Raw genomic sequence first — 23648 nt, 5'->3', positions numbered from 1 at the left:
CGAGCTTCGCATGCCCATCCTGCTTGACACGACCGCGCCGGCGCTGCAACGGCTGCTCGACGAAACCGATACCACCGGGTTGACGTGGACGATCGAGCCGGGGGGCGCGCAAGCGCTTCCCAGCGGCGAAGTCGTGGTCGCGGGCATCGCGAACCTCGAGCATGCGGGACCGCGGGAACTGAGTTTCGTCGCCAATCCTCGTTACCAGTCGCAACTGATCGATGCCCAGGCAGCGGTCGTGCTGGTTACGGCCGAGGTGGCGCAAGCCTATCGCGAAAGCCTCGCGCAGGCCGGCCGCGCCGACCAGGCGCTGCCGCTGGTGGTGTGCAATTCGCCCTATCTGCTGTTCGCCCGGATCGGGCAATGGTTCGACCGGCAGCTGCATCCCCAGCCCGCCGGCGCCATCCACCCGTCGGCCGTCGTCGCGCCCGGCGCCAGCATCGATTCCAGCGCCCACGTGGGGCCGCTCGCGGTCATCGAGGCCGGCGCGGAGATCGGGCCGCGCGCCCGCATCGGCGCGGGCTGCGTCGTGGGCGAGGGCTGTCGCATCGGCGCCGATACGGTATTGCATGCGCGCGTCACGCTGTACCGGGGGGTCAGCATGGGAGCGCGCTGCATCGTTCTGTCCGGCGCGGTCATCGGCGGCGACGGCTTCGGTTTCGCGCCGGATCCGTCGCGGGCCAAGGGCGCCTGGACCAAGATCCCGCAGTTCGGCGGCGTGCGCATCGGCGACGACGTCGAGGTCGGCGCCAACACCACCATCGACCGCGGCGCGCTGGACGATACCGTCATCGGCAATGGCGTCAAGATCGACAACCAGATCATGATCGGCCACAACTGCCGCATCGGCGACCACACCGCGATGGCCGCCTGCGTGGGCATCGCCGGATCGACCACCATCGGCCAGCGCTGCTCCATCGGCGGCGCCGCGATGATAGGCGGCCACCTGAAGATCGGCGACGACGTCTTCATCTCGGCGGCCACCCCGGTGCACAGCAACATCGACAAGCCGGGGCAGTACACTGGTTTCTTCCCGATGACCGAGCACGCCCAGTGGGAGCGCAACGCCGTCGCTGTCAGGCACCTGGCCACGATGGCCAAGCGTATCAAGGCGCTGGAAAAGAAGTAAAAGGCGGGTGGGCGCCGCAGCGGCCCGCCGCGCATCAAATACTGGAATCTGTATGGAAATGGACATCAAGGGGATACTCGACCATTTGCCGCATCGCTATCCGATGCTGCTCATCGATCGGGTCATCGACGTCAAGCCCGGGGAATCGATCCTCGCGATCAAGAACGTGTCGATCAACGAACCGTTCTTCACCGGCCATTTCCCGCATCACCCCGTCATGCCGGGCGTGCTGATCCTGGAGGCCATGGCCCAGGCGGCCGCCATCACGTCGTTCACCGCGGCCGGCAAGAAGCCCGACGACAACACCGTGTACTACTTCGTCGGCATCGACGGCGCCCGCTTCAAGCGGCCGGTGGTCCCGGGCGACCAGCTCCGCCTGGAAGTCAATGTGGAACGTTCGTCGCGCGGCATCTGGAAGTACAACGGCAAGGCGCTGGTGGACGGACAGGTCGCGGCCGAGGCCGACCTGATGTGCACCATGCGCATCCTAGAACCCTGACGGAAGCTTTTCGTGGCGAGGATACATCCCACCGCACTCGTCGACCCGGCCGCGCAGCTGGACGACAGCGTGACGGTTGGCCCGTTCAGCATGATCGGGCCGAACGTGCGCATAGGCGCCGATACCGAGATCGGGCCGCATTGCGTCATCGACGGCCATACGACGATAGGGCGGGGCAACCGCTTCTTCCCGTCGTGCTCGGTCGGCGCCGAGCCGCAGGACAAGAAGTACGCCGGCGAGCCCACCCGCCTCGAGATCGGCGACCGCAACACCATACGCGAGTGCTGCACCCTTAATACCGGCACGGTGCAGGACGCCGGCGCGACGCGCCTGGGCAATGACAACTGGATCATGGCCTACGTGCACGTGGCGCACGACTGCCAGCTGGGCAGCCACATCATCCTGGCCAACGGCACGCAACTGGCCGGCCACGTGCACATCGGCGACCACGTCTTCCTGGGCGGCATGACCGGCGTGCATCAGTTCGTCAAGATCGGGGCGCATGCCATGACCAGCGTCCATTCGACGCTGCTGCAGGACCTGCCGCCTTTCGTCACGTCCTCGGGCAGCCCGGCCCGCGCCGTGGGCATCAACGTCGAAGGCCTGAAGCGGCGCGGCTTCACGCCGGCGCAGGTTTCCGGCCTGCGGGCGGCCTACAAGACGCTGTACCGCCAGAACCTGACGCTGGACGAGGCGCGTACGGCACTCCAGGCCAAGCGCGCCGAGGATCCCGAGCTCGACGCCCCGCTGTCCACCTTGCTGGCCTTCCTCGATACCGCCACCCGCGGTATCGTGCGCTGACGGAGGCCGGCGTGCCGGGTGAGGGCAAGGCGTCCATCGGCATGGTGGCGGGAGAGCCTTCGGGCGATCTGCTGGCGGCCACGGTGGTCGAGGCCCTGCGCGAACGGGCGCCGCAACTGGCGCTGGCGGGCATAGGCGGCCCCAAGATGCAGGCCCAGGGGTTCGATGCCTGGTATCCCATGCACAAGCTGGCCGTGAACGGCTACGCCGACGTGCTGATGCACCTGCCGGAACTGCTCGGCATCCGCCGCACCCTGCGCGAGCGCTGGCTGGCCGAACGGCCGGCGGCCTTCGTCGGGGTCGACGCGCCCGATTTCAATTTCGGCCTGGAGCATGCCCTGCGCGAGGGCGGCATCCCCACCGTGCATTTCATCGGGCCCTCGCTGTGGGCCTGGCGGGGCGAGCGCATCAACAAGATCCGCGAGGCCGTTTCGCACATGCTGGTGGTGTTCCCGTTCGAGGAACAGATTTACCGCGACGCCGGCGTTCCCGTGACCTATGTTGGCCATCCGCTGGCACGCATCGTCGACCGCGTGCCCGACCGTGCCGCGGCCAGGGCCCGTCACGGCATGGCCGCCGACGCGCGGGTGCTGGCGCTGATGCCCGGCAGCCGGGCGGGCGAGATGCGGCACCTTGCCCCGCGCTTCCTGGCCGCCGCCAAGCTGCTGCAGGCGCGCGATCCGGGCCTGCAACTGTGGGCGCCCATGGCCAATGCCGAGCGCGAGCGCGAGTTCCTGGCGCATGCCGCGGCCGTGGGCGGGCTGGCCAACCTGCACACCGTCATAGGCGGCACGCACGACATCCTGGCCGCCTGCAACGCGGTCCTGGTTGCCAGCGGCACCGCCACGCTGGAAGCGGCCCTGTTCAAGCGCCCCATGGTCATTTCCTACGTGCTGCCCAGGCTGTCCTGGTGGATCATGCGGCGCCAGGCCTATCTGCCCTGGGTCGGGCTGCCCAACGTGCTGTGCCGCGACACGGTCGTGCCGGAACTGCTGCAGGACGAGGCCACGCCGCGCGCGCTGGCCGACGCGGCCTGGAAGGCGATGACCGACGAGGCCGCCATCCGCCGGCTCGAGGAACGCTTCACCGCCTTGCACGACGACCTGGTACGCGACACGCCGGCCCTGGCCAGCCAGGCGATCCTGGAGGTGGCCGGCCATGGCTGAGAAGGGCTGGGTGCAGACCGAACTGGGCTGGACCGCCGTGGAATCGCCGGGCGCGGACCTGCTGTCGGCCTTCGATGCCGAGACGTTGCTGACCCTGCGCGTGGCCGGCGTGGACGAAGCCGGCCGGGGGCCCCTGGCCGGGCCGGTCTACGCGGCGGCCGTCATCCTGGACCCGGCTCGTCCGGTCGATGGCCTGAACGATTCCAAGATGCTGAGCGAGCGCGCGCGCGACGAACTCGCCCCCCTGATCCAGGAACGCGCGCTGGCCTGGTGCGTGGCCAGCGTCAGCGTGACCGAGATCGATACGCTGAACATCCTGAACGCCACCATGCTGGCCATGCGGCGAGCGGTCGACGGGCTGGGCTGCGTGCCCGACCTGGTGCAGGTGGACGGCAACCGCGCGCCGGCGCTGGCCTGCCGGGTGCAGACCGTGATCGGCGGCGATGCGCAGGTGCAGGCGATCTCGGCTGCCTCCATCCTGGCCAAGACCGCGCGCGACGCCGAACTGGTCCGGCTGCACGCCAGCTATCCCATGTACGGCTTCGATCGGCACAAGGGCTACGGTACCCCTGACCATCTGCGCTGCCTGCTGGAGCACGGCCCGTGTCCCGAGCACCGCCGCAGCTTCGAACCCGTGCGCCGCGCCCTGGGCATTCCCGAGCCCGAAACGCTGGTTGCCCAGGTGATGGACAGCCTGCTGCCCTGGGACGACCTGCCCGAACCCGAGGCGCCGGCTCCGCGCCGCCGCCGTGCCAAACCGCGCGCCTAGCCGCGCGGGCCGCCGCCTGGAATACCGACCATGAAACGCATCGCCTCGCGCGACAATCCGCTATTCAAGTCGCTGCGCAAGCTGACGCAGGCCTCTCAGGCGCGGCGCGAGGCCGGCCTGTCCGTGCTGGAAGGCGTGCATCTGTGCCAGGCCTACCTGCAATGGCGGGGCCTGCCCCGCCATGCGGTCTTCGATGCCCGGCGGCTGGAAGGCGAGCGGGCCAGCGCCGAAGTCATGGCCTTGCGCGACGAGATACCGGCCGACCGCCAGGTCTGGCTGGACGGCAACCTGATCGACGACCTGGAGCACGTGCAGGCCGGTCAGGGCGTGGTGTTCGTGGTCGAGACCCCGGCGCCGCCGCTGCCCGAGCGCGTGACGGACAACTGCGTGCTGCTCGATCGGGTCCAGGACCCGGGCAACGTCGGCTCCATCCTGCGTACCTGCGCGGCGGCCGGCGTGCGCCATGTCTTCCTGTCGGACGAGACCGCCTTCGCCTGGTCGCCCAAGGTGCTGCGCTCGGGGCAGGGCGCGCATTTCTCGCTGACCATCCATGAACGGGTCGATTTGCAGGCCCTACTCGCGCGCCTGGACGTGCCGCTGGTGGCGACCACGCTCGAGGATGCCGTCGGCCTGTACCAGGCCGCGCTGCCGCGGCACTGCGCCTGGGTATTCGGCAACGAAGGGCAAGGCGTGCGCGCCGGGCTTCAAACCGCCGCGGCGCTGCGGGTGCGCATCCCGCAGGAACCGGCGGCCGAGTCGCTGAACGTGGGGGCGGCCGTGGCCGTGTGTCTGTTCGAACACCGGCGCCGGTTCGCGCCGGACTAGATCCTCAGGCGGCGTACACCGACTCGAAGGACTTGAACCCCTTCACCTCGATGGGGTTGCCGAACGGGTCGGTGAAGAACATGGTCCATTGTTCGCCGGGCTGGCCCTGGAAGCGGACCTGCGGTTCCAGCACGAATTCCGTGCCGGCTTCCCGCAGGCGGCGCGCCAGCGCCTGCCAGTCGTCCAGCAGCAGGATCACGCCCAGGTGCGGCATGGGCACGAGCTTGTCGCCCACGTGGCCCGTGCGTTCGGTCTGGAACGGCGTGCCCAGGTGCAGCGAGATCTGGTGGCCGAAGAAATCGAAGTCGACCCAGGTGTCGGTGCTGCGCCCTTCGGCGCAGCCCAGGACGTCGCCGTAGAAGCGGCGCGCCTGATCCAGGTCGGTGACGTTATAGGCCAGGTGGAAGATCGATTGCATGATGACGGTCGGTGAATGAAGGATGACGGGGTCAGGCCGGAACGGGCAGGCGCCGGGTTTCCCAGACCTGCGGATTGACCAGATGGCCCGGCCGGCGTGCCGCCAGGACCTCGATGATCTGGTCGGCGCACTGCTCGGCGGCGGCGCGCAGGGCCTCGTCCGTGCTGCCGGCAGTGTGGGGCGTCAGCAGCGCGTTGTCCAGCCCGCACAGGGGATGTGCGGCGGGCAGGGGCTCCTGCTCGAAAACGTCCAGCGCGGCGCCAGCGATACGCCGGTCGCGCAGCGCCGCGGCCAGCGCGTCGGTGTCGATCAGGTCGGCGCGCGCGGTGTTGACCAGGATGGCCGTCGGCTTCATGCGCGCCAGCGCGCGCGCGTCGATCATGTGCCGGGTATCGGCCCGGGAAGGCCGGTGCAGCGAGACCACGTCGGCCTGCGCCAGCATGTCGTCCAGCGCCGGGCAGGCCAGCGCGCCTTGGGCGGTGATCTCGCCGGCGGGCACGGCCGGCGAATACACGATGACCCGCATGCCCAGGCCGTGCAGCGCGATGGCGGCGGTCAGCCGGCCGATGGTGCCGAAGCCGACGATGCCCAGGGTCTTGCCGTGCAGTTCCTGCAAGCCGGGCCGGTAGCGGTAGTCCCAGTCGCCGGTGCGTACCGCGTGGTCGCAGGCGGCCAGTCGCTTGCCCACCGCCAGCATCTGCATGATGGCGTGCTCGGCCACCGAGCGGGCATTCGCGGTGGGGGTGTAGACGATGGGAATCGACAGCGCGGTGGCGCGTGCCACGTCGATCTTGTTGGTGCCTATGCCATGGTTGGCGATCACGGCCAGTTGCGTGCCGGCCTCGACGGCGGCCGTGTCCAGCCCGGCGTTGCGCGTGATCACGGCCTGGCAAGGCGCGATCTCGCGGGCCACGGTGGCCATGTCGGCCGAGCTGGCCATGCGGGCTTCGATGCCGGCGGCCCGCAGGCGGGCGATGCCGGCGGGGTGGATGGGCTGGACGACCAGGCAGACGGGTGGGTTCATCGTGTTCCTAGGAAAAGAAAGTCAGGGAGCGGCCAGGACGTCGGCCAGCAGGCGCGTGCCCAGCGCGAAATCGTCCATGTCCATGTGTTCGTCGGGATTGTGCGAGCCGTGGTCGTTGCGTACGAACACCATGCCGGTGGGCACACCGCGCTGGGCGAACACCGCCGCGTCGTGCCCCGCGCCGCTGGCCATGCGGCGCGCGGCGATGCCGTGGCGGGCCGCGGCGGCTTCCAGCGCCTGCTGGATGCCCGCGTCCATCAGCGCGGGTTCCGAGCCGGTGCGCGGGCCCAGTTCGATGCGCGTGCCGGTCGCCTGTTCCAGCCTGCGCGCGTGGACCTCCAGCAGGGCATCGACCTCGTCCAGCGCCGGGCGGTCCTGGCTGCGCACGTCCACGCACAGGTCCACTTCGCCGGCTACCTTGCTGAACGCGTGCTGGGCGGGGTTGGTGCAGAACTTGCCGAAGGTCACGACCAGGTCGAGGCCTTGCGCCTCCAGCCGTTCCCAGTCTTCGTCGATGGCCGCCACCAGCAGGGCGGCGGCGAGCACGGCGTCGCGCCGCCCGGCGCGCGGCACCGCGCCCGAATGGGCGTAGCTGCCCAGGACCCGGGCATCGCGATAGCGCAGGCTGCCCCGTATGCCGGTGACGATGCCCACGGGCAGCGCCTCGTCCACCAGCACGGGGCCTTGCTCGATGTGCAGCTCGACGAAGCGGGCGATGCGCGCGGGATCCAGCCAGGCGCCGCCGAACGCGGCGGGGTCGCCGCCGCATTCGGCCAGATGCTCGGCCAGCGGGCGGCCGGTGTCGGCGCGCCGCAGTTGCAGCGCGTCGCGGCCCACCAGTCCGAAGGCGGCCTTGCTGCCCAGGTAGGAATAGGGGAACCAGGTGCTTTCCTCGGCGCGCACGGCCATCACCGTTACGTCCGCCGGCGGCACGAATCCGGCCGCCCGCCAACCCGCCAGCACCGCCAGCCCGGCCACCACGCCGGCGGCGCCATCGTAGTTGCCGCCGGCCGGCACCGAGTCCAGGTGCGACCCCGTCATGACGCGGGGCGCGCGCCGGTCCCGGCCGGGCAGCGTCAGGTACAGGTTCAGCGCGGCGTCGCGCGCGATCTCCAGGTCCAGCGCGCGGGCCAGGCGCACGGCCTCGTCATGCGCGCGCTGTTCCCCCGGGCCGTAGGCATCGCGCGTGATGCCCACGCCGTCGTGGCCGTCGCGGCGCAACTGCGCGAACAGCGCCGGGGCCAGCGCGAGGTCGGGAGGCGGGACGTTCATCGCGCGGACGGCAGCGCGTAGCTGGATTCGTCGATGGGATCGAGCTGGTGCTCCAGCAGCGTGCCGTGGCCGCTGATGGACGTGCGCAGGCCCAGGAGGCGCAGGCAGGCCCAGAAGCAGGCCTGGTTGCTGGTCACGACCGGCTTGCCCAGCTCGCGCTCGATCTCGGCAATGACGTCGAAGGTCGCGAGGTTGGTGCACGAAATGAAGATCGCGTCGGCGTCGGGCCGGTCGATCGCGCGGGCCAGCCGGAACACCATCTCGGGCGGCACGCGGCCGATGCCGCGCCGTTCCTCCTGGGTTTCACCCAGGCGCAGGCCTTGCAGCGTCAGCACGTCGAAGCCGTAGTCGCGCAGGAATTTGTCCTCGCTCTCGTTGACGAAATCGACGTAGGGCGTGCCCACCGCGATCTTGCGGGCGCCCAGCGCGCGCAGCGCGGCCACGACCGCGCCGGCGGTGGCGATGGCCGGGGTGCCGGTGCGCTGGCTCATGTTGCGGATCAGTTCCGGCAGCGGGCAGATGATCGAGCCCGAGGTGCAGCCGTAGGCCACCACGTCGACCTCGGCCGTGGCCAGTTCGTCGGCGGCGCCGTTCACCGCTTCGGCCATCTTGTAGTAGGACTCCTCGGTGGCGGGACCCAGCAGCATGGCGCGGGCGGTGTGGATGGTCACGCCCTCGGGCGCGAGGCGCCAGAATTCGGGTTCGTTGACGGTGTTGGTGGACGGCACGATCAGGCCGATCTTGGCCTTCCAGCCGTAGGGGCTGTACATGGCGACTGCTTTCATCGAAGACTCCTGGTCTCTATGAGGGAATGAGAGGATCAGCGGCCCGCCGCGCGCTTGAGTTCCTGCGCGGCCGAGCTGAAGGTGTTGAACAGTGCTGCGGCATCGTTGGCATAGGGCATCCACCGGATGCCGCGGGCTATCCATTCGGCGGCGCTGGCCGCGTCCTGGCAGCTGAAGCCCCAGGGCACGTCGTGGCGCTGGCAGGTGGCGATGACGTGCTCGGTGGCCTCGACCATGCGCGCATGTTTCATGTCGCCGGGCACGCCCAGCGCCTGCGACAGGTCGTCGGGGCCGATCATCACGGCGTCCAGCCCCGGCACGCCGCAGATGGCGTCCAGGTTGTCCAGGCCGCGCTGCGACTCCATCATCGCCACCGTCAGCGTGTGCTCGTTCATGGCCTGGATCTGTTCCAGAGGCCGGGTCAGCCGGACGTAGTCGGTGTGCGGGCCGCGCATGTTCAGGATGCGTTCGCCGCGCGGGTGGTACTTGGTGGCGCGCAGGATGGATTCGAGCTGTTCGGCCGTCTCCACGTTGGGCAGCAGGAGGCCCATCGCGCCGGCGTCCAGCGGCCGCGTGTAGTCGTGCGGCTGCATGCCCGCCGGCCGCACGATGGGCACGATGCCGGCTTCGCGCGCGACCAGGCACAGCGTGCCGACCTCGGAAATGGTGAAGTCGCTGTGCTCCATCTCGATCAGCACGAAGTCCAGGCCCGTCACGGCCAGCAGCTTCATGAAGCGTGGATGGTGCACCAGCGTGGCCCAGGTGCCGAAGGCCGGCTTGCCGGCCTGCCAGAGCGCTTTCAGCGGATTGGTGCGCATGGCCGCCCCTAGGCCTGGAACGACATCTGGCTGAACTTCCTGGCCGCCTCGGCCAGGTAGTCCACCGCGGCGTTCCATATCTGGTGCCCCTGCTCGGCGGTGGCGCCGGTCGGGTCGCCCTGGGTGCCGATGGGCGCGTAGTCGCTGATGTCGCTGAACACCGAGAAGCTGGACTTGCCCAGGCTGACCTTGCCGCTGGAGACTGTCTTGACGCCGTCCACGAAGGGCCGCAGCGATTCGGTGGCCTGGGCGCGGTCCATGAAGACCAGTTCGGGACACTTGGCCAGCGCGACCGATGTCACCATTTCCGAGGCATGGCCCGAGGGCGATTTCCTGGTCTTGAATTCGACGCCGCCGACGTCGCGCATCACCGTGAAGACGTCGATGGTGCCGCCCACCGCGCCGTGGCGCCGGCGCAGGTTGCGGCAGACGCTTTCGATGGGACCGAGCGAGCCGGCATGAATGTTGACGAACATGAAATGGCGAAAGCCCTGGCCGGCCAGGCCGTCGCACATTTCGTCCAGGTAGCGTTCGAGCGTGGCCATGGACACCGACAGCGTGCCGGGATAGTCCAGGAACATGGCCGAGTAATTGACCGGGACGATGGGCGTCACGGCCAGGCCCGTCAGCGCGCCGACCTCGGTGGCGATCATCTCGCACAGCCGCAGTTCCGTGCCCGTGGCCAGGTGCGAGCCGTACTGCTCGGTGGCGCCCACCGGGACCAGCAGGGTGTCGTGATTCTTCAGGTAGGCGCGGATGTCCGCGTAGGTGCTGTGGTCGGTTCTCATGAAGCGTTCGTCTCGTTCAGGGATGGCGGAAGGTCCGCCGTTGGGGTGAAAGGGGTCATTGGTTCCAGGGCTTGGCCTTCCACAGCTCGCGCAGCGAGGTGTCCAGCCGCCGCAGGCTGCTCAGGTATTCCTGCGGCGGCAGGTAGCGCACCGGCAGGAAGGATTTCTGCGCGCGGTCCAGGAACACCGGGTCGGCGGCGCAGGTGCGGATGGCGTCGGACAGGGTCTTGACCACCTCGCGGGGCATGCCCTTGGGGCCGGCGAAGCCGCGCATGGAGCCCGCCACGATGTCGTAGCCGGCTTCCTTGAAGGTGGGCAGCTCGGCGGCCACGGACGAGCGGGCGTCGCTCATCACGCCCAGGATGCGCCACGGCGAGCCGTTGCGGAAACTCACGGCCTCGTCCACGTTGGCCATGGTGGTGTCGATCACCTTGCCCAGCAGCGCGGTGCGCGCGGGCGCCGCGCCCTGGAACGGCACCGGGGTCAGTTCGATGCCGGCCGACTGCTCCAGCAGCAACAGGGCGATGTGCCCGGCCGAGCCCACGCCCTGCGTGCCCACGGTGATGGCGCCCGGCTTCGCCTTGGCCGCGCGCACCAGGTCCTGGATGGTGTGGATGCCGCTGTCGGCATGGACGCTGATCGTGCCCGGCGCATCGGCCACGGCGCCCAGGAAGTCGAAGCTCGCGACCGTATAGCGCGTCTGGCGCTCGATCGGGATGCTGACCACGCCGGGCGTGTTGACGATGCCCAGGGTGTAGCCGTCGGGCGCGGCCGTGGCCAGGGCCGACAGGCCGATGTCGCCGCTCGCGCCGGGGCGGTTGGTGACGACGATCGAGGCACCCTTGATCTGGCCTTCCATGCATTGGGCGACGGTGCGCGCGGTCAGGTCGGTGCCGGCGCCGGCGCTGAACGGCACGATCATGGTGATGGGGCGGTCGGGGTAGCCGGCGTGCGCGGCGCAGGCGCCGGCCAGCGCGAAGGCAAGGGCGAGGAAACGGAGGGCGGTTTTCATGGAGGCGGTCCGGTGCGTGGAAAACGAGGGGGTCGGCATCATTGGTTCCAGGGCGAGGCCGCCCACAGTTTCTCGAACCGGCCCTGCATGCCCGTCAGCAGGAGCGAGTAGTCGTCGCGCGGCAGGTAGCGGACGTTCTGCTCGGCTCCCTTGGCCGCCTGGCGGAAGTCGGGGTCGTTGATGGCCTTGTCCACCAGCGCGGCCAGCGCCTTGAGCGTTTCCGGCGGCGTGCCGCGCGGCGCGCCCAGCCCGCGCAGCGAACCGCTTTCGATGGGATAGCCGGCCTCGGCGAAGGTGGGCAGGTCCGCCGCCATGGGCGACCGGCCGGGCGCCATCTGGCCCAGGATGCGCCACTGCTTGCCCTTGGAGAAACCCAGGGCCTCGCCCAGGTTGGCGGTGGCGATGTCGATGTGCCCGCCCAGCAGCGCCGTGGCGACGTCCGCCGTGCCCTTGAAGGGCACGTGCCGCAGCCGTATGCCGGCGGCTTGTTCCAGCAACAGCATGGAAATGTGGCCGGCCGAGCCCACGCCGGCCGTGCCATAGGTCAACGTTCCGGGAGCCCGGCGGGCCGCTTCCACCAGGTCCTGCACGCCGCGCAGGGGGCTGTCCCCGCGTACGCTCAGGGTGCCGGGGTCGTCCACGATGTTGGCCACCACGTCGAAGCTGGACAGGCTGAACTGCGCCCGGCGTTCGATGGGGATGGTCAGCACGTTGGGCGTATTGAGGATGGACAGCGTGTAGCCGTCGGGCGCCGCGTTGGCCACCGAGGCCATGCCGATCTCGCCGCCAGCGCCCGCGCGGTTCACCACCACGACGCTGCGGCCCGCGTGCTTCTCCATGGTGCGCGCCAGGAGGCGGGCGGTCAGATCGGTGCCGGCGCCGGCCGAGAACGGCACCACGATGGTGATCGGCCGGTCCGGGTAGGCATGGGCCGGCAGGGCAACTGCCAGGGCCAGTGCGGCCGCCGCTACAAAGGAGGGGATCTTCATACCTGCTGTTCCATTCAAGAGAGAGGGGTGGCGTACGCGGGATTGCGTGCCGTCTCCTGGGTTATCAAGCAAGTGCTGTGCCATGAAGTTGGTTGGAATTGATGGAAGTTAAATTTATTTGTCTTCTATTGATTGTTTTTGGGTGAAGTTATTCCCACTGCGAGTAACCAGTGTCGGGGACGTCGAGAGTGGGATGGAATGCCAGGGCAGGCATCCATGGCACCCATGGTATAAACAAAAATCCTTAGACGAAAACGCTTTGTTTTTCGTCTGAGGTCAAATTTTTTAGATCAATTGGGGGCGGGACGTGTTGCGCGAGCTGAAGACGTTTCTTGCGGTCGTGCGCTGGGGCACGTTCGCCGCGGCGGGGGCCCGCATCGGCCTGACGCAGTCGGCCGTCAGCGCCCAGATGCAGCGCCTGGAAGAGGCGCTGGGCGCGCCGTTGTTCACCCGGACCGGACGCTCGGCCACGCTGAACGAGGCGGGCGAGGAGGCGGTGGAAATGGCCCGCCAGATCGTCGGCCTGTTCGACGAGCTGGCGGTGCGGGTGACCAGCCGCGATCTGCGCGGCACGGTCAGGATGGGGGCGATCCAGACCGCCCAGGTGGGCATGCTGCCGGCGGCGCTGGGCATCCTGCGGGACCGGCACCCCCTGGTGTCGGTGCGGCTGGTGCACGGTTCCTCGTTGTTCCTGATCGGCCAGGTCGACAGCGGCGAGCTGGATGCCGCGCTGATGATCGCGCCGCCCTTCATGCTGCCCCGGGAACTGCTATGGCAGCCGCTGGTGCGCGAACCCTTCGTCCTGGCGGTGCCGGGGGACGTCCCGGGCGAGGACTGGCGCCAACTGCTGGCGGCCCACCCCTTCATCCGCTACGACCGGGCGTCGTTCGGCGGGCGGGGGGTGGAGCATTTCCTGCGCCGGCACGACCTGCAGGTCGAGGCGATGCTGGACATCGAGGATGTGGATGCCATGGTGGCGATGGTGGCGGCCGGGCTGGGCGTGTCCCTGGTGCCGATCACGCGCCGGAACTGCCTGCCGCCGGGCGTGCGGGCGGTCTCGCTGGGCAAGGATATCTTCCACCGGGAACTGGGCATGGTCATGCCCCGCGAGCCCAGGCGGCGCGAACTGCTGAACGTGCTGCGCGAGTGCCTGGAGGTCGCGGCCCAGCCCCATGCGGCCGAGAGCGAGGCGCTGGCGCGCCCGCCGCAGCCGGCTGCTTAGTAGAAGCGGCCTTCCAGCCCGATCTTCTGTAGCACCGTGGTCGAGATTTCCTCTATCGACTTGGTGGTGGTCGACAGCCAGCGGATGCTTTCCCGGCGCATCAGCTTCTCGGCCTCGGCCACCTCGTAGCGGCACTGTTCCAGCGACGCGTAGCGGCTGTCGGGGCGGCGTTCGTTGCGGACCTCGGCCAGGCGTTCGGGCTGGATGGTCAGCCCGAACAGCTTGTTGCGGTGGGGCAGGATGGCCGAGGGCAGGGCGTCGCGCTCGAAATCGTCGGGGATCAGCGGCACATTGGCGGCCTTGATCCCGTACTGCATGGCCAGGTACAGGCTGGTGGGCGTCTTGCCGCAGCGCGACACCCCCACCAGGATCACGTCGGCCTGCTCCAGGCCCTTGATGAACTGCCCGTCGTCGTGTGCCAGGCTGAAGTTGATGGCTTCGATCCGGCTTTGGTACTGCTTGGTGTTGGCCATGTTGTGCGAGCGGCCGATCGAATGGCTGGACTTGATGTTCAGTTCCTGCTCGATGGGCTCGACGAAGGTCGAGAACAGGTCCAGGAACAGGCCGTTGGCCTGGCGCACGCGGGTGTTGATCTCGGAATTGACCAGGGTGCTGAAGACGATGGGGCGCTGCCCGTCCGCCGTGAAGGCGGCGTCGATCCGGGCCGCGACATCGGCGGCCTTGTCGACCGAATCAATGAAAGGAAGCCTGATATGGCGGAAACGGGCGTTCTCGAACTGGGCCAGGACCGAATGGGCGAAGGTCTCGGCGGTGATGCCGGTGCCGTCGGAAACCACGAAGACGGTGCGCAGGTACGAATTCGCGGCGGGGGCGGGTTGAGGCATGGGGTTTCTCGCAAAAACGGGGTTTCCGGGGATGGGAAAGGCAAACGAAGCAAGCGATGTGCAGAAAGGCCGGCGGCCGGCGTACAATTCGAGGATTACCCCCCGGTTACGCATGGCGCACGCCCAAGGCTTTCGAAGCCCTGGGCCGCGGCGGAGGCGGGTTTGGCCAGCACACCACGCACCGCGCGTGTGCTCGCCAAACAAGCTTTCTTGCCATTGTAATAGGGGACTTTCATGTCTTATGTTGTGCCGTTCGAGCAGCTCCGCATGACGGATGTTGACTCGGTAGGAGGGAAGAACGCTTCACTAGGAGAGATGATCAGCCAACTGACCGGCGCCGGTGTCCGCGTTCCGGGCGGTTTTGCCACCACGGCAGAGGCTTTCCGTGATTTCCTGAAGGATTCGGGCCTGGATGCCCGTATCAACACGCGCCTGTCTTCCTTGAATCCGGAAGACGTGCGCGCGCTGGCCGAAACCGGCGCGGAAATCCGGCAATGGATCATCGACGCTCCGTTCTCGGCCCGGTTCGAGAAAGACATCCGTGAATCGTTCGCCAAGCTCGACGCCGACGGCAAGGGCTCGTTCGCCGTCCGTTCGTCCGCCACCGCCGAAGACCTGCCCGACGCCTCGTTCGCCGGCCAGCAGGAAACCTTCCTGAACGTGGTCGGCATCGACGACGTGCTGGACAAGATCCGCCACGTGTTCGCGTCGCTGTACAACGACCGCGCCATCTCGTATCGCGTGCACAAGGGCTACGCCCATGCCGACGTGGCCCTGTCCGCCGGCATCCAGCGCATGGTCCGCTCCGACACCGGCGCGGCCGGCGTCATGTTCACCATCGACACCGAATCGGGCTTCCCCGACGTCGTCTTCATCACCTCGTCCTACGGCCTGGGCGAAACGGTGGTGCAGGGCGCGGTCAACCCCGACGAGTTCTACGTCTTCAAGCCCACGCTGGAAGCCGGCCACTATCCCATCGTCAGCCGCCGCATCGGCTCCAAGCTGATCAAGATGGAATTCGACCCGGCCCGGACCGAAGGCCGCGCCGTGCGCACGGTCGACGTCGCGCCCGAGCTGCGCAACCGCTTCTCGCTGTCCGACGAGGACGTGATCGAGCTGGCGCGCTACGCCGTCATCATCGAGAAGCACTACGGCCGTCCCATGGACATCGAATGGGGCCGCGACGGCAACGACGGCAAGATCTACATCCTGCAGGCGCGTCCGGAAACCGTGAAATCGCAGCAGTCCGGCAACGACGTGCAGCAGCGCTACCGCCTGAAGGCCACCGGCAACGTGCTGGTCACGGGCCGCGCCATCGGCCAGAAGATCGGCTCGGGCCCCGTGCGCCTGGTGGGCGACATCGCCGACATGGACAAGGTCCAGCCGGGCGACGTGCTGGTCACCGACATGACCGATCCCAACTGGGAACCCGTCATGAAGCGCGCCTCGGCCATCGTCACCAACCGCGGCGGCCGTACCTGCCACGCGGCCATCATCGCGCGCGAACTGGGCATCCCGGCGGTCGTCGGCAGCGGCGACGCCACCGATGTCCTGAAGGACGGCGCCATGGTCACCGTGTCCTGCGCCGAAGGCGACGAGGGCCGGATCTACGACGGCCTGCTGGAAACCGAGGTCGAGGAAGTCCGTCGCGGCGAAATGCCCGCCATCGACGTCAAGATCATGATGAACGTCGGCAACCCGCAGCTCGCCTACGATTTCGCGCAGATCCCGAACGGCGGCGTGGGCCTGGCCCGCCTGGAATTCATCATCAACAACAACATCGGCATCCACCCCAAGGCCATCCTCGACTATCCGAATGTCGATAGCGACCTGAAGAAGGCGGTGGAATCGGTGGCCCGCGGCTATGCCAGCCCGCGTGCGTTCTTCGTCGACAAGCTGGCCGAAGGCATCGCCACGATCGCGGCGGCCTTCTATCCCAAGTCCGTCATCGTGCGCATGTCCGACTTCAAGTCGAACGAATACCGCAAGCTGATCGGCGGCTCGCGCTACGAGCCCGAGGAAGAGAATCCCATGCTGGGCTTCCGCGGCGCGTCGCGCTACATCGCCGACGAGTTCGCCGAGTGCTTCCGCATGGAGTGCGAGGCGCTGCGCCGCGTGCGCCAGGACATGGGCCTGACCAACGTCGAGATCATGGTTCCCTTCGTGCGTACGCTCAAGCAGGCCGAGCGCGTGGTGGGCCTCTTGGCCGACAACCAGCTCAAGCGCGGCGAGAACGGCCTGCGCCTGATCATGATGTGCGAAGTGCCGTCCAACGCGGTGCTGGCCGAGCAGTTCCTGGAGCACTTCGACGGCTTCTCGATCGGTTCGAACGACCTGACCCAGCTCACCCTGGGCCTGGACCGCGACTCGGGCCTGGAACTGCTGGCCGCCGACTTCGACGAACGCGATCCGGCCGTCCAGGCGCTGCTGCAGCGTGCTATCGAGGCTTGCCTGAAGGCCGACAAGTACGTCGGCATCTGCGGGCAGGGCCCTTCCGATCACCCCGATTTCGCGGTGTGGCTGAAGAACCAGGGCATCAAGTCGATCTCGCTGAATCCGGATACTGTCGTCGACACCTGGAAGAAATTGGCTGAGTAGGGGACCCCCCCTACGCGCTTGCGCGCGCCCCCCAGGGGGCGGCACTGGTGGACCGGCGGAGCCGGATCCACTGTGCCCTGGGGGGAACCGGCTGATGGAGAGCGGCGTTCCTTTTGGGGCGCCGCTTTTTTTCGGGGTCAGCCGGCGGCTGCTTCGTAGGTCCAGCTGCCGATGGTCAGCGTTTCCTTGCCGCCGGCGGTGGCGAAGTGCAGCTCGTACAGGTCGCGGCCGGCGTTGGCGGGGATCTTGACGGTCATGCCGGCGCGGTCGGCGGCCAGCGGGGCCAGGAGCTGGTATTCGGGCGAGCCGTCGTCGTAGCTGCTGTTGCGCACCAGGATGTAGCCCGGCAGTTCGGGCAGGCTGCCCAGTGTGGCGTAGGGCGTGCCGGTCAGGGTGGACGGCATGGTCGTGGAGGATTCGTTGGTGACCGTCCAGGTCTTGCCCAGGCGCGCCTGCCAGGTGGCGCCCAGCGGCGCCAGCGGCAGCAGTTGCTGGCCCACGGGCAGCGTCGTCTCGCTGTAGCCGGCGCCGAACAGGGGGCCGCGCAGCATCAGGTAGCGATAGCGATAGGGCTGGCCGTTCGCGTCGGTGCCGGACACGACCTCGAAACGGTAGCTGATGGGGGCATCGCCACCCCACCACCAGCCGTCGCTGCGCAAGCTGTATCTGGCGCCGCCGTTCATCGGCTGCCAGGCCGTGCCGTTCCAGGACGACAGCGAGAAGCTGCCGTCCTGGTTGGCCGTGACTCGCATGGGCTGGTTGTAGTTGGCGTAGATGCCCTCGGCATCGGCCAGTCCGGGCGCCGCCGCCTCGGGCGGCGCGGCATGGGCGACCAGCGGTGGCAGGGCGCGTATCGTCCCGTCCTCGACCAGGGCGCGCAGCAGCACGCCTTCGGCCAGCGCGCCGGCGCGGTAGGTGTCGGCGCGCTGGGCATTGCCCGTGTTGCCGGTCACCATCAGGGCCAGCCGCTGGTCCGGCAGTACGTAGAAGTCGCTCGAGAAAAACGTCGTGCCGCCGTTCTTCTGCCAGGCCCGGATGCCGGCCGCGGCCAGCCCGGGATGCCGCACGCTGTCCCAGCCCAGCCCCCATACCCATTCCGGCGAAGGATTGATGGCCAGGCCCGTGGTCTGGTCGGTGCCCATCTGCGCGATGCCGTCGGCCGACACGATGCGCCGCGACTGGTAGGTGCCTCCTTCGAGGAACAGGCGCGCCAGCTTCAGCATGTCGCCGGGCGTGGCGGTCAGGCCGCCGGTGGCCAGCGGATTGACGAACTCCTGGGGATACTGTCTGCCGCCCGAATAAGGCAGCGCGAATGAGCCGCCCGTGGGTTTCTTCGTCAGGAAGCCGGAGTCGGCCATGCCCAGGGGCGTGAGCACGTTGGCCTGGACGAAGGAGGCGTAGTCCTGCCTGGCCAGGGCCGCCACCACCCGTTCGATCATCGTGAAGCCGTCGTTGCAATAGACCGCCAGTTCGCCGGGCAGGTGCTTCAGGTGTTCGCCGGCCAGGGCGGCTTCGGCGTTGGCCGCGTAGCCCGGTATGGGCTCGAAGGCGAAGGCGTTGCGCATGCTGGTGCCCGGCAGGCCCGAGCAATGCGAAAGCAGGTGCCGGGTCGTGATCTGCGCGTATTCGGGCGACAGCATGGTGAAGCCGGGCAGGTAGCGCGCCACGGGCGCATCCAGGTCCAGCAGTCCGCGGTCCCGCAGGATCATCGCGGCCAGCGCCGCCAGCACCTTGCTGACCGAACCGATGTTGAAGCGCGTCTGGATGCCGGCCGCGACGTTGTCCTTCACCGAGGCGCGGCCGAAGGCCTGCTGCCAGACCACGGTGTCGTTCTTGAGCAGGGCGATCGAGACCGCGGCCACGTTGTCGGGATCGCCGGCCAGGGCGCGCGCGATTTCCTGGCGGCCCCATTCGATGGTCTGCGCGTAGGAGGCGGGCGTCGGGCCGTCGCCCCCGCCGCAGCCGGGCAGGACCGCGGCCAACAGGCCGGCGCCGCCGTAGCCCAGGAATTGCCGCCGGCCGGCGGACGAAGGACCGGCAGGCATGGGGGTGGGCGTTGCGCGCATAGGGGTTCCTCCGGTTGCCGGGGGCCTGCCCGGGCGGCGTTTCCCCCACGCAGGCATAATAGCGGTAGATACGTCACTGCGGCACGTTTCGCGCCGCACGGCCGAGCCGGCGGGCCGCGTCCGCTCTCGCTCGAAGGAGGCAACTATGAATCCCGCCTGGGTATGGTTCGGTCTGATGGCCCTGGCCCTGATCGGCGAAGTCATGACCGGCACCTTCTATCTGCTCATGGTCGCCGTCGGCTTCGCCGTGGCCGGCATCGCGGCCTGGCTGGGCGTGGACATCGCCTGGCAACTGGTGCTGTGCGCGGCGGCGGTGGTGCTGTGCACGCTGCTGCTCAAGCGCCTGAACGTGCTGAAGAAGCGCGGTTCGCCGCCGTCTTCCAACGCCAACGTCAACATGGACATCGGACAGACCGTGAAGGTCGAGGCCTGGAACGAAGACCGCACCGCACGGGTCTGGTATCGTGGGGCGCACTGGCAGGCCGAGCTCGCGCCCGGGGCCGAGCCGGTCGCCGGGCAGTTCGTGATCACCGAGATGCGCGGCAACAGCCTCGTTCTTTCGCCCCCTCGCTAAGGCCGTTGCGGACGGCCTTCCCGTATCGCTGGCAATACCCACAAGGAAGCACCATGAGCGCATCCACCATCGTCCTGCTGGTCATCGTTTTCCTGGCCATCCTCATCGTCGTCAAGGCCATCGCCATCGTGCCGCAGCAGCATGCGTGGGTGGTCGAGCGCCTGGGCAAGTTCGACCGCGTGCTGTCGCCCGGCGCGGGCTTCGTGATCCCGTTCATCGAGCGCGTGGCCTACAAGCATTCGCTCAAGGAAATCCCGCTGGACGTGCCCAGCCAGGTCTGCATCACGCGCGACAACACGCAATTGCAGGTGGACGGCATTCTGTACTTCCAGGTCACCGACGCGATGCGCGCCTCGTACGGCTCGTCCAACTACATCGTGGCCATCACCCAGCTGGCCCAGACCACGCTGCGCTCGGTCATCGGCAAGCTGGAACTGGACAAGACCTTCGAGGAACGCGAGCAGATCAACAGCAGCATCGTCAGCGCGCTGGACGAGGCCGCGCTGAACTGGGGCGTGAAGGTGCTGCGCTACGAGATCAAGGACCTGACGCCGCCGGCCGAGATCCTGCGCGCGATGCAGGCCCAGATCACCGCCGAGCGCGAGAAGCGGGCCCTGATCGCGGCTTCCGAGGGCCGCCGCCAGGAACAGATCAACATCGCCACCGGCGAACGCGAGGCCGCCATCGCGCGTTCCGAGGGCGAGAAGCAGGCCCAGATCAACCAGGCCCAGGGCGAGGCGAACGCCGTCGTCACCGTGGCGGACGCCACCGCCAAGGCCATCATCCAGGTGGCCGAGGCCATCAAGCACCCCGGCGGCATGGAAGCGGTCAACCTCAAGGTGGCCGAGCGCTACGTCGATGCCTTCGGCAACCTGGCCAAGACCAACAACACCCTGATCGTGCCGGCCAACGTCAGCGACATCAGCGGACTGATTGCCTCGGCGCTGACGGTGGTCAAGGGCACCCAGGCCGGGCAGGGCTGAACGCCGCCGCCCTCAGCCCGAGGGCAGCCCCGGCACGGCCTTGGCCGGGACGTTGCGCGGGATCTCGTTGCCACCGGCGAAGATCCCCGCGCCTGGCGCGTTGAACCGCGGCCACGTATTCGGGCTCAGGAGTGCTTGCGCGTGTCGTGCTTCATGATCTGCGCCTTCTCGCGCAGCCAGTCGCGTTCGCGCTCGGTGTCCCGCTTGTCGAACTGCTTCTTGCCCCGCGCCAGCCCGAAATCCAGCTTGATCAGCGAATTCTTGAAATGCAGGTTCAGCGGCACCAGCGCGAAGCCGCGCTGTTCCACCTTGCCGATCAGCTTGTGGATTTCCTCGGCCTTCAGCAGCAGCTTGCGCGTGCGGGTGGCGTCCGGATGGATGTGGGTGGAGGCCGTTTCCAGGGGGCTGACGTGCATGCCCAGCAGGTAGAGTTCGGCATCGCGGACGATGACGTAGCTTTCCTTGAGCTGCACGCGCCCGGCACGGATCGCCTTCACTTCCCAGCCTTCGAGCACCAGGCCGGCCTCGAAACGCTCGTCGATGAAGTAGTCGTGGAATGCCTTGCGGTTCTCAATGATGCTCATTCGTCACGCCGTTAAAATGCGTCATTCTAGCAATTTGCCCAATCGGATCCTCTACGCATGCATAAAGTGCAACGTTCGGTGTTGGTCCCCTATAGCGCCGCCCAGATGTTCGACCTGGTGGCCAAGGTCGAGGACTACCCCAAATTCATGCCCTGGTGCGGCGGCACCGAGGTGCACGAACGGGACGAGAACGGCCTGCGCGCTTCGGTCGTGATCCAGTTCGCCGGCCTGCGCCAGCGCTTCACCACCCGCAACACCCATCATTATCCCGACCGCATCCAGCTCGATCTGGTCGACGGACCGTTTTCGATGCTCGAAGGTGTCTGGGAGTTCCAATCCCTGGCCGACGACGCCTGCAAAGTGGTCTTCACCATGCAATACCAGTTCTCCAGCCGCGCGCTGGAAGCTCTGGTCGGCCCGGTGTTCAACCGCATCGCCACCAGCTTCATCGACGCCTTCACCCAGCGGGCCGAAGCCTGCTATGGATAGCCAGGGGGGGCAGGGCGGTACCGTGGCCGTCAGCATCTGTTATGCGGATGCAGCGGAAACCTGGATGCGGGAGCTCGTCCTGCCCCAGGGCGCGACCCTGGCCGACGCCATCCAGGCCAGCGGCTTTCGCCAGGCCTACCCGGGCGTGGACCCCGCCCGCGCCGGCACCGGCATCCACGGCCGCCGCCGGCCGCTGGACCATGTCCTGCACGACCATGACCGGGTCGAGATCTACCGCCCGCTGGTCTTCGACCCCAAGGAATCCCGCCGCCGGCGGGCGGCCCACAAGGCGGCCTCGGCCGGCGCCAAGGGGCACGGACGAACCCGGTAGGCAGGTCGGCTGGACAGACCGTGGGTTTTCCCGCATATAAACCCTCTTGACAGCAAGGCTGAACAGCGCAGCCCCCCGCTCTGATTTACAATACTGGGTTTATTGCGGCCAGGGGTTACTCGATGCGTCTCGTACAAAATGCGCTTACTTTCGATGACGTGTTGTTGGTGCCCGCATATTCTGCGGTGTTGCCCCGCGATACCAGTCTTCGAACCCGCCTGACCCGTGAAATCTCGCTGAACATTCCCCTGGTGTCCGCCGCCATGGACACCGTCACGGAATCGCGCCTGGCCATCGCCATGGCCAAGGAAGGCGGGATCGGGATCATCCACAAGAACCTCACCGCCGACGAGCAGGCGCGCGAAGTCGCCAAGGTCAAGCGCTACGAGGCCGGGGTCGTGCTCGATCCCATCACCATCGCGCCCCACATGAAGGTGCGCGAAGTCATCGAACTGCAGCGTCAGCACGGCATCTCCGGCCTGCCCGTGGTCGAGGGCCGCCAGGTGGTCGGCATCGTCACCAACCGCGACCTGCGCTTCGAAGACCGCTACGACGAACCCATCCGCACCGTCATGACGCCGCGCGAGCGCCTCATCACCGTGCGCGAAGGCGCCTCGCTGGACGAGGCCCAGGCCCTGATGCACAAGCACCGCCTGGAGCGCGTGCTGGTCGTCAACGACAACTTCGAACTGCGCGGCCTGATGACCGTCAAGGACATCATCAAGACCACCGAGAACCCCAACGCCAGCAAGGACGAGCACGGCAAGCTGCGCGTCGGCGCCGCCGTCGGCGTGGGCGAGGGCACCGACGAACGCGTCGAGAAACTCGTCGCCGCCGGCGTCGACGTCATCATCGTCGACACCGCCCATGGCCATACCGCCGGCGTGCTCGACCGCGTGCGCTGGATCAAGAAACACTACCCGCAGTTGCAGGTCATCGGCGGCAACATCGCCACCGGCGCCGCCGCCCGCGCGCTGGTCGAAGCCGGCGCCGACGGCGTCAAGGTCGGCATCGGCCCCGGCTCCATCTGCACCACCCGCATCGTGGCCGGCGTGGGCGTGCCCCAGATCACCGCCATCTCCAACGTGGCCGAAGCCCTGGAAGGCACCGGCGTCCCCCTGATCGCCGACGGCGGCGTGCGCTACTCCGGCGACATCGCCAAGGCCCTGTCGGCCGGCGCCTACACCGTCATGATGGGCGGCATGTTCGCCGGCACCGACGAAGCCCCCGGCGAAATCGTCCTGTACCAGGGCCGCTCGTACAAGTCCTACCGCGGCATGGGCAGCCTGGGCGCCATGGCCGACGGCTCGGCCGACCGCTACTTCCAGGACCCGGCCAACAACTCCGACAAATTCGTGCCCGAAGGCATCGAAGGCCGCGTCCCCTACAAGGGCAGCGTCATCGCCATCGTCTACCAGCTGGTCGGCGGCGTGCGGGCCTCCATGGGCTACTGCGGCTGCGCCACCATCGACGACATGCGCACCAAGAGCGAATTCGTCCAGATCACCGCCGCCGGCATCCGCGAATCGCACGTCCACGACGTGCAGATCACCAAAGAAGCCCCCAACTACCGGATGGACTGATATGGTCCCCCCCACTCACACTCCGCGTTCGCGGCCCCCCAGGGGGCGCTTGTCGCTCGCCTTGGGGCGGCCCGGCGG

Annotated in this window: 24 protein-coding genes; 13 read left to right on the top strand and 11 right to left on the bottom strand. The window is 68.2% G+C overall.

Annotation, left to right across the window (positions count from 1 at the left end; translation table 11 throughout):
* Positions 1-10: 10 nt before the first annotated feature.
* Genes lpxD through EGT29_RS14800 form a run of 6 tightly spaced genes read left to right on the top strand, consistent with a single transcriptional unit; the run spans position 11 to position 5189 of the window.
* Positions 11-1129: a UDP-3-O-(3-hydroxymyristoyl)glucosamine N-acyltransferase gene (lpxD, locus tag EGT29_RS14825; RefSeq protein ID WP_124689711.1), complete on the top strand. Its 1119-nt coding sequence runs from the start codon at positions 11-13 to the stop codon at positions 1127-1129.
* Positions 1130-1181: 52 nt separating this feature from the next.
* Entirely contained in the window at positions 1182-1628 is a 447-nt protein-coding gene (gene fabZ / locus EGT29_RS14820; RefSeq protein WP_087837396.1) for a 3-hydroxyacyl-ACP dehydratase FabZ, read from the top strand.
* A gap of 12 nt (positions 1629-1640) precedes the next feature.
* On the top strand, positions 1641-2429 hold the full coding sequence (gene lpxA / locus EGT29_RS14815) for an acyl-ACP--UDP-N-acetylglucosamine O-acyltransferase (protein ID WP_124689710.1): 789 nt from the start codon (positions 1641-1643) through the stop codon (positions 2427-2429).
* Positions 2430-2470: 41 nt separating this feature from the next.
* Complete coding sequence (gene lpxB, locus EGT29_RS14810; protein ID WP_124692368.1) at positions 2471-3595, top strand: lipid-A-disaccharide synthase; 1125 nt, start codon at positions 2471-2473, stop codon at positions 3593-3595.
* Positions 3588-4364 (top strand): ribonuclease HII, encoded by a 777-nt coding sequence (gene rnhB, locus EGT29_RS14805; protein WP_124689709.1) that lies wholly within the window; start codon positions 3588-3590, stop codon positions 4362-4364. The genes lpxB and rnhB overlap by 8 nt, the downstream gene beginning before the upstream one ends.
* A gap of 30 nt (positions 4365-4394) precedes the next feature.
* Positions 4395-5189, top strand: a complete 795-nt coding sequence (locus EGT29_RS14800; RefSeq protein ID WP_124689708.1) for an RNA methyltransferase — start codon at positions 4395-4397, stop codon at positions 5187-5189.
* 4 nt (positions 5190-5193) lie between these two features.
* Here the strand turns inward: EGT29_RS14800 and EGT29_RS14795 are convergent, their stop codons facing one another.
* Genes EGT29_RS14795 through EGT29_RS14760 form a run of 8 tightly spaced genes read right to left on the bottom strand, consistent with a single transcriptional unit; the run spans position 5194 to position 12295 of the window.
* Positions 5194-5607, bottom strand: coding sequence for a VOC family protein (locus tag EGT29_RS14795; protein WP_124689707.1), 414 nt, complete (start codon positions 5605-5607; stop codon positions 5194-5196).
* A gap of 31 nt (positions 5608-5638) precedes the next feature.
* The gene (locus EGT29_RS14790; protein ID WP_124689706.1) at positions 5639-6631 is read right to left on the bottom strand and encodes a hydroxyacid dehydrogenase; all 993 of its coding nucleotides are present in this window, start codon (positions 6629-6631) and stop codon (positions 5639-5641) included.
* A 21-nt stretch (positions 6632-6652) separates the two neighbouring features.
* Positions 6653-7903, bottom strand: a complete 1251-nt coding sequence (locus EGT29_RS14785; RefSeq protein ID WP_124689705.1) for a Zn-dependent hydrolase — start codon at positions 7901-7903, stop codon at positions 6653-6655.
* On the bottom strand, positions 7900-8688 hold the full coding sequence (locus tag EGT29_RS14780; RefSeq protein ID WP_124689704.1) for an aspartate/glutamate racemase family protein: 789 nt from the start codon (positions 8686-8688) through the stop codon (positions 7900-7902). Before EGT29_RS14780 ends, EGT29_RS14785 begins: the two co-directional genes overlap by 4 nt.
* Before the next feature lie 35 nt (positions 8689-8723).
* Positions 8724-9506, bottom strand: coding sequence for an HpcH/HpaI aldolase/citrate lyase family protein (locus tag EGT29_RS14775; protein ID WP_124689703.1), 783 nt, complete (start codon positions 9504-9506; stop codon positions 8724-8726).
* Between the two features lie 8 nt (positions 9507-9514).
* Positions 9515-10294 (bottom strand): creatininase family protein, encoded by a 780-nt coding sequence (locus EGT29_RS14770; RefSeq protein ID WP_124689702.1) that lies wholly within the window; start codon positions 10292-10294, stop codon positions 9515-9517.
* A gap of 55 nt (positions 10295-10349) precedes the next feature.
* Entirely contained in the window at positions 10350-11306 is a 957-nt protein-coding gene (locus EGT29_RS14765; protein WP_124689701.1) for a tripartite tricarboxylate transporter substrate binding protein, read from the bottom strand.
* Positions 11307-11344: 38 nt separating this feature from the next.
* A complete protein-coding gene (locus EGT29_RS14760) occupies positions 11345-12295 on the bottom strand; it encodes a tripartite tricarboxylate transporter substrate binding protein (RefSeq protein WP_124689700.1) in 951 nt (316 codons plus the stop codon).
* Positions 12296-12602: 307 nt separating this feature from the next.
* Here EGT29_RS14760 and EGT29_RS14755 point away from each other — a divergent pair, with 307 nt between their 5' ends.
* Entirely contained in the window at positions 12603-13517 is a 915-nt protein-coding gene (locus tag EGT29_RS14755; protein WP_124689699.1) for a LysR substrate-binding domain-containing protein, read from the top strand.
* On the opposite strand, the gene EGT29_RS14750 is transcribed toward EGT29_RS14755, so the two are convergent.
* The gene (locus tag EGT29_RS14750; RefSeq protein WP_087837383.1) at positions 13514-14362 is read right to left on the bottom strand and encodes a pyruvate, water dikinase regulatory protein; all 849 of its coding nucleotides are present in this window, start codon (positions 14360-14362) and stop codon (positions 13514-13516) included. The two genes, EGT29_RS14755 and EGT29_RS14750, sit on opposite strands and share 4 nt — an antisense overlap.
* Before the next feature lie 234 nt (positions 14363-14596).
* On the opposite strand from EGT29_RS14750, the gene ppsA reads away from it, so the two are divergent.
* The gene (ppsA, locus tag EGT29_RS14745; protein WP_124689698.1) at positions 14597-16960 is read left to right on the top strand and encodes a phosphoenolpyruvate synthase; all 2364 of its coding nucleotides are present in this window, start codon (positions 14597-14599) and stop codon (positions 16958-16960) included.
* 137 nt (positions 16961-17097) lie between these two features.
* Here the strand turns inward: ppsA and EGT29_RS14740 are convergent, their stop codons facing one another.
* A complete protein-coding gene (locus tag EGT29_RS14740; protein ID WP_124689697.1) occupies positions 17098-19026 on the bottom strand; it encodes a serine hydrolase in 1929 nt (642 codons plus the stop codon).
* 145 nt (positions 19027-19171) lie between these two features.
* On the opposite strand from EGT29_RS14740, the gene EGT29_RS14735 reads away from it, so the two are divergent.
* On the top strand, positions 19172-19600 hold the full coding sequence (locus tag EGT29_RS14735; protein WP_124689696.1) for an NfeD family protein: 429 nt from the start codon (positions 19172-19174) through the stop codon (positions 19598-19600).
* Between the two features lie 53 nt (positions 19601-19653).
* Entirely contained in the window at positions 19654-20583 is a 930-nt protein-coding gene (locus EGT29_RS14730) for an SPFH domain-containing protein (RefSeq protein WP_124689695.1), read from the top strand.
* A 125-nt stretch (positions 20584-20708) separates the two neighbouring features.
* Here EGT29_RS14730 and smpB read toward each other — a convergent pair whose 3' ends face one another.
* Positions 20709-21167 (bottom strand): SsrA-binding protein SmpB, encoded by a 459-nt coding sequence (gene smpB, locus EGT29_RS14725; protein WP_124689694.1) that lies wholly within the window; start codon positions 21165-21167, stop codon positions 20709-20711.
* Between the two features lie 57 nt (positions 21168-21224).
* On the opposite strand from smpB, the gene EGT29_RS14720 reads away from it, so the two are divergent.
* The 3 genes from EGT29_RS14720 (at position 21225) to guaB (ending at position 23570) form a co-directional block, all read left to right on the top strand.
* A complete protein-coding gene (locus EGT29_RS14720; protein ID WP_124689693.1) occupies positions 21225-21656 on the top strand; it encodes a type II toxin-antitoxin system RatA family toxin in 432 nt (143 codons plus the stop codon).
* Complete coding sequence (locus tag EGT29_RS14715; RefSeq protein WP_124689692.1) at positions 21649-21987, top strand: RnfH family protein; 339 nt, start codon at positions 21649-21651, stop codon at positions 21985-21987. The genes EGT29_RS14720 and EGT29_RS14715 overlap by 8 nt, the downstream gene beginning before the upstream one ends.
* A gap of 122 nt (positions 21988-22109) precedes the next feature.
* Entirely contained in the window at positions 22110-23570 is a 1461-nt protein-coding gene (guaB, locus tag EGT29_RS14710) for an IMP dehydrogenase (RefSeq protein WP_124689691.1), read from the top strand.
* The last annotated feature ends 78 nt before the right edge of the window (positions 23571-23648 follow it).

The sequence above is a fragment of the Pigmentiphaga sp. H8 genome (genome assembly GCF_003854895.1).
Taxonomy (GTDB): Bacteria; Pseudomonadota; Gammaproteobacteria; order Burkholderiales; family Burkholderiaceae_B; genus Pigmentiphaga.
Note: the sequence above shows the minus strand (reverse complement) of the source record. Positions and strands in the feature narration are given on the sequence as shown.

What these genes read in the sequence shown, in the direction of transcription:
- EGT29_RS14730 (WP_124689695.1), top strand. Translation starts at nt 19,654, where the DNA reads ATGAGCGCATCCACCATCGTCCTGCTGGTCATCGTTTTCCTGGCCATC.
- smpB (WP_124689694.1), bottom strand. Translation starts at nt 21,167, where the DNA reads ATGAGCATCATTGAGAACCGCAAGGCATTCCACGACTACTTCATCGAC.
- EGT29_RS14800 (WP_124689708.1), top strand. Translation starts at nt 4,395, where the DNA reads ATGAAACGCATCGCCTCGCGCGACAATCCGCTATTCAAGTCGCTGCGC.
- fabZ (WP_087837396.1), top strand. Translation starts at nt 1,182, where the DNA reads ATGGAAATGGACATCAAGGGGATACTCGACCATTTGCCGCATCGCTAT.
- lpxD (WP_124689711.1), top strand. Translation starts at nt 11, where the DNA reads ATGCCCATCCTGCTTGACACGACCGCGCCGGCGCTGCAACGGCTGCTC.
- EGT29_RS14765 (WP_124689701.1), bottom strand. Translation starts at nt 11,306, where the DNA reads ATGAAAACCGCCCTCCGTTTCCTCGCCCTTGCCTTCGCGCTGGCCGGC.
- guaB (WP_124689691.1), top strand. Translation starts at nt 22,110, where the DNA reads ATGCGTCTCGTACAAAATGCGCTTACTTTCGATGACGTGTTGTTGGTG.
- EGT29_RS14740 (WP_124689697.1), bottom strand. Translation starts at nt 19,026, where the DNA reads ATGCGCGCAACGCCCACCCCCATGCCTGCCGGTCCTTCGTCCGCCGGC.
- EGT29_RS14715 (WP_124689692.1), top strand. Translation starts at nt 21,649, where the DNA reads ATGGATAGCCAGGGGGGGCAGGGCGGTACCGTGGCCGTCAGCATCTGT.
- ppsA (WP_124689698.1), top strand. Translation starts at nt 14,597, where the DNA reads ATGTCTTATGTTGTGCCGTTCGAGCAGCTCCGCATGACGGATGTTGAC.
- EGT29_RS14775 (WP_124689703.1), bottom strand. Translation starts at nt 9,506, where the DNA reads ATGCGCACCAATCCGCTGAAAGCGCTCTGGCAGGCCGGCAAGCCGGCC.
- EGT29_RS14720 (WP_124689693.1), top strand. Translation starts at nt 21,225, where the DNA reads ATGCATAAAGTGCAACGTTCGGTGTTGGTCCCCTATAGCGCCGCCCAG.
- EGT29_RS14795 (WP_124689707.1), bottom strand. Translation starts at nt 5,607, where the DNA reads ATGCAATCGATCTTCCACCTGGCCTATAACGTCACCGACCTGGATCAG.
- lpxB (WP_124692368.1), top strand. Translation starts at nt 2,471, where the DNA reads ATGGTGGCGGGAGAGCCTTCGGGCGATCTGCTGGCGGCCACGGTGGTC.
- EGT29_RS14780 (WP_124689704.1), bottom strand. Translation starts at nt 8,688, where the DNA reads ATGAAAGCAGTCGCCATGTACAGCCCCTACGGCTGGAAGGCCAAGATC.
- EGT29_RS14735 (WP_124689696.1), top strand. Translation starts at nt 19,172, where the DNA reads ATGAATCCCGCCTGGGTATGGTTCGGTCTGATGGCCCTGGCCCTGATC.
- EGT29_RS14790 (WP_124689706.1), bottom strand. Translation starts at nt 6,631, where the DNA reads ATGAACCCACCCGTCTGCCTGGTCGTCCAGCCCATCCACCCCGCCGGC.
- EGT29_RS14770 (WP_124689702.1), bottom strand. Translation starts at nt 10,294, where the DNA reads ATGAGAACCGACCACAGCACCTACGCGGACATCCGCGCCTACCTGAAG.
- rnhB (WP_124689709.1), top strand. Translation starts at nt 3,588, where the DNA reads ATGGCTGAGAAGGGCTGGGTGCAGACCGAACTGGGCTGGACCGCCGTG.
- EGT29_RS14785 (WP_124689705.1), bottom strand. Translation starts at nt 7,903, where the DNA reads ATGAACGTCCCGCCTCCCGACCTCGCGCTGGCCCCGGCGCTGTTCGCG.
- EGT29_RS14760 (WP_124689700.1), bottom strand. Translation starts at nt 12,295, where the DNA reads ATGAAGATCCCCTCCTTTGTAGCGGCGGCCGCACTGGCCCTGGCAGTT.
- EGT29_RS14750 (WP_087837383.1), bottom strand. Translation starts at nt 14,362, where the DNA reads ATGCCTCAACCCGCCCCCGCCGCGAATTCGTACCTGCGCACCGTCTTC.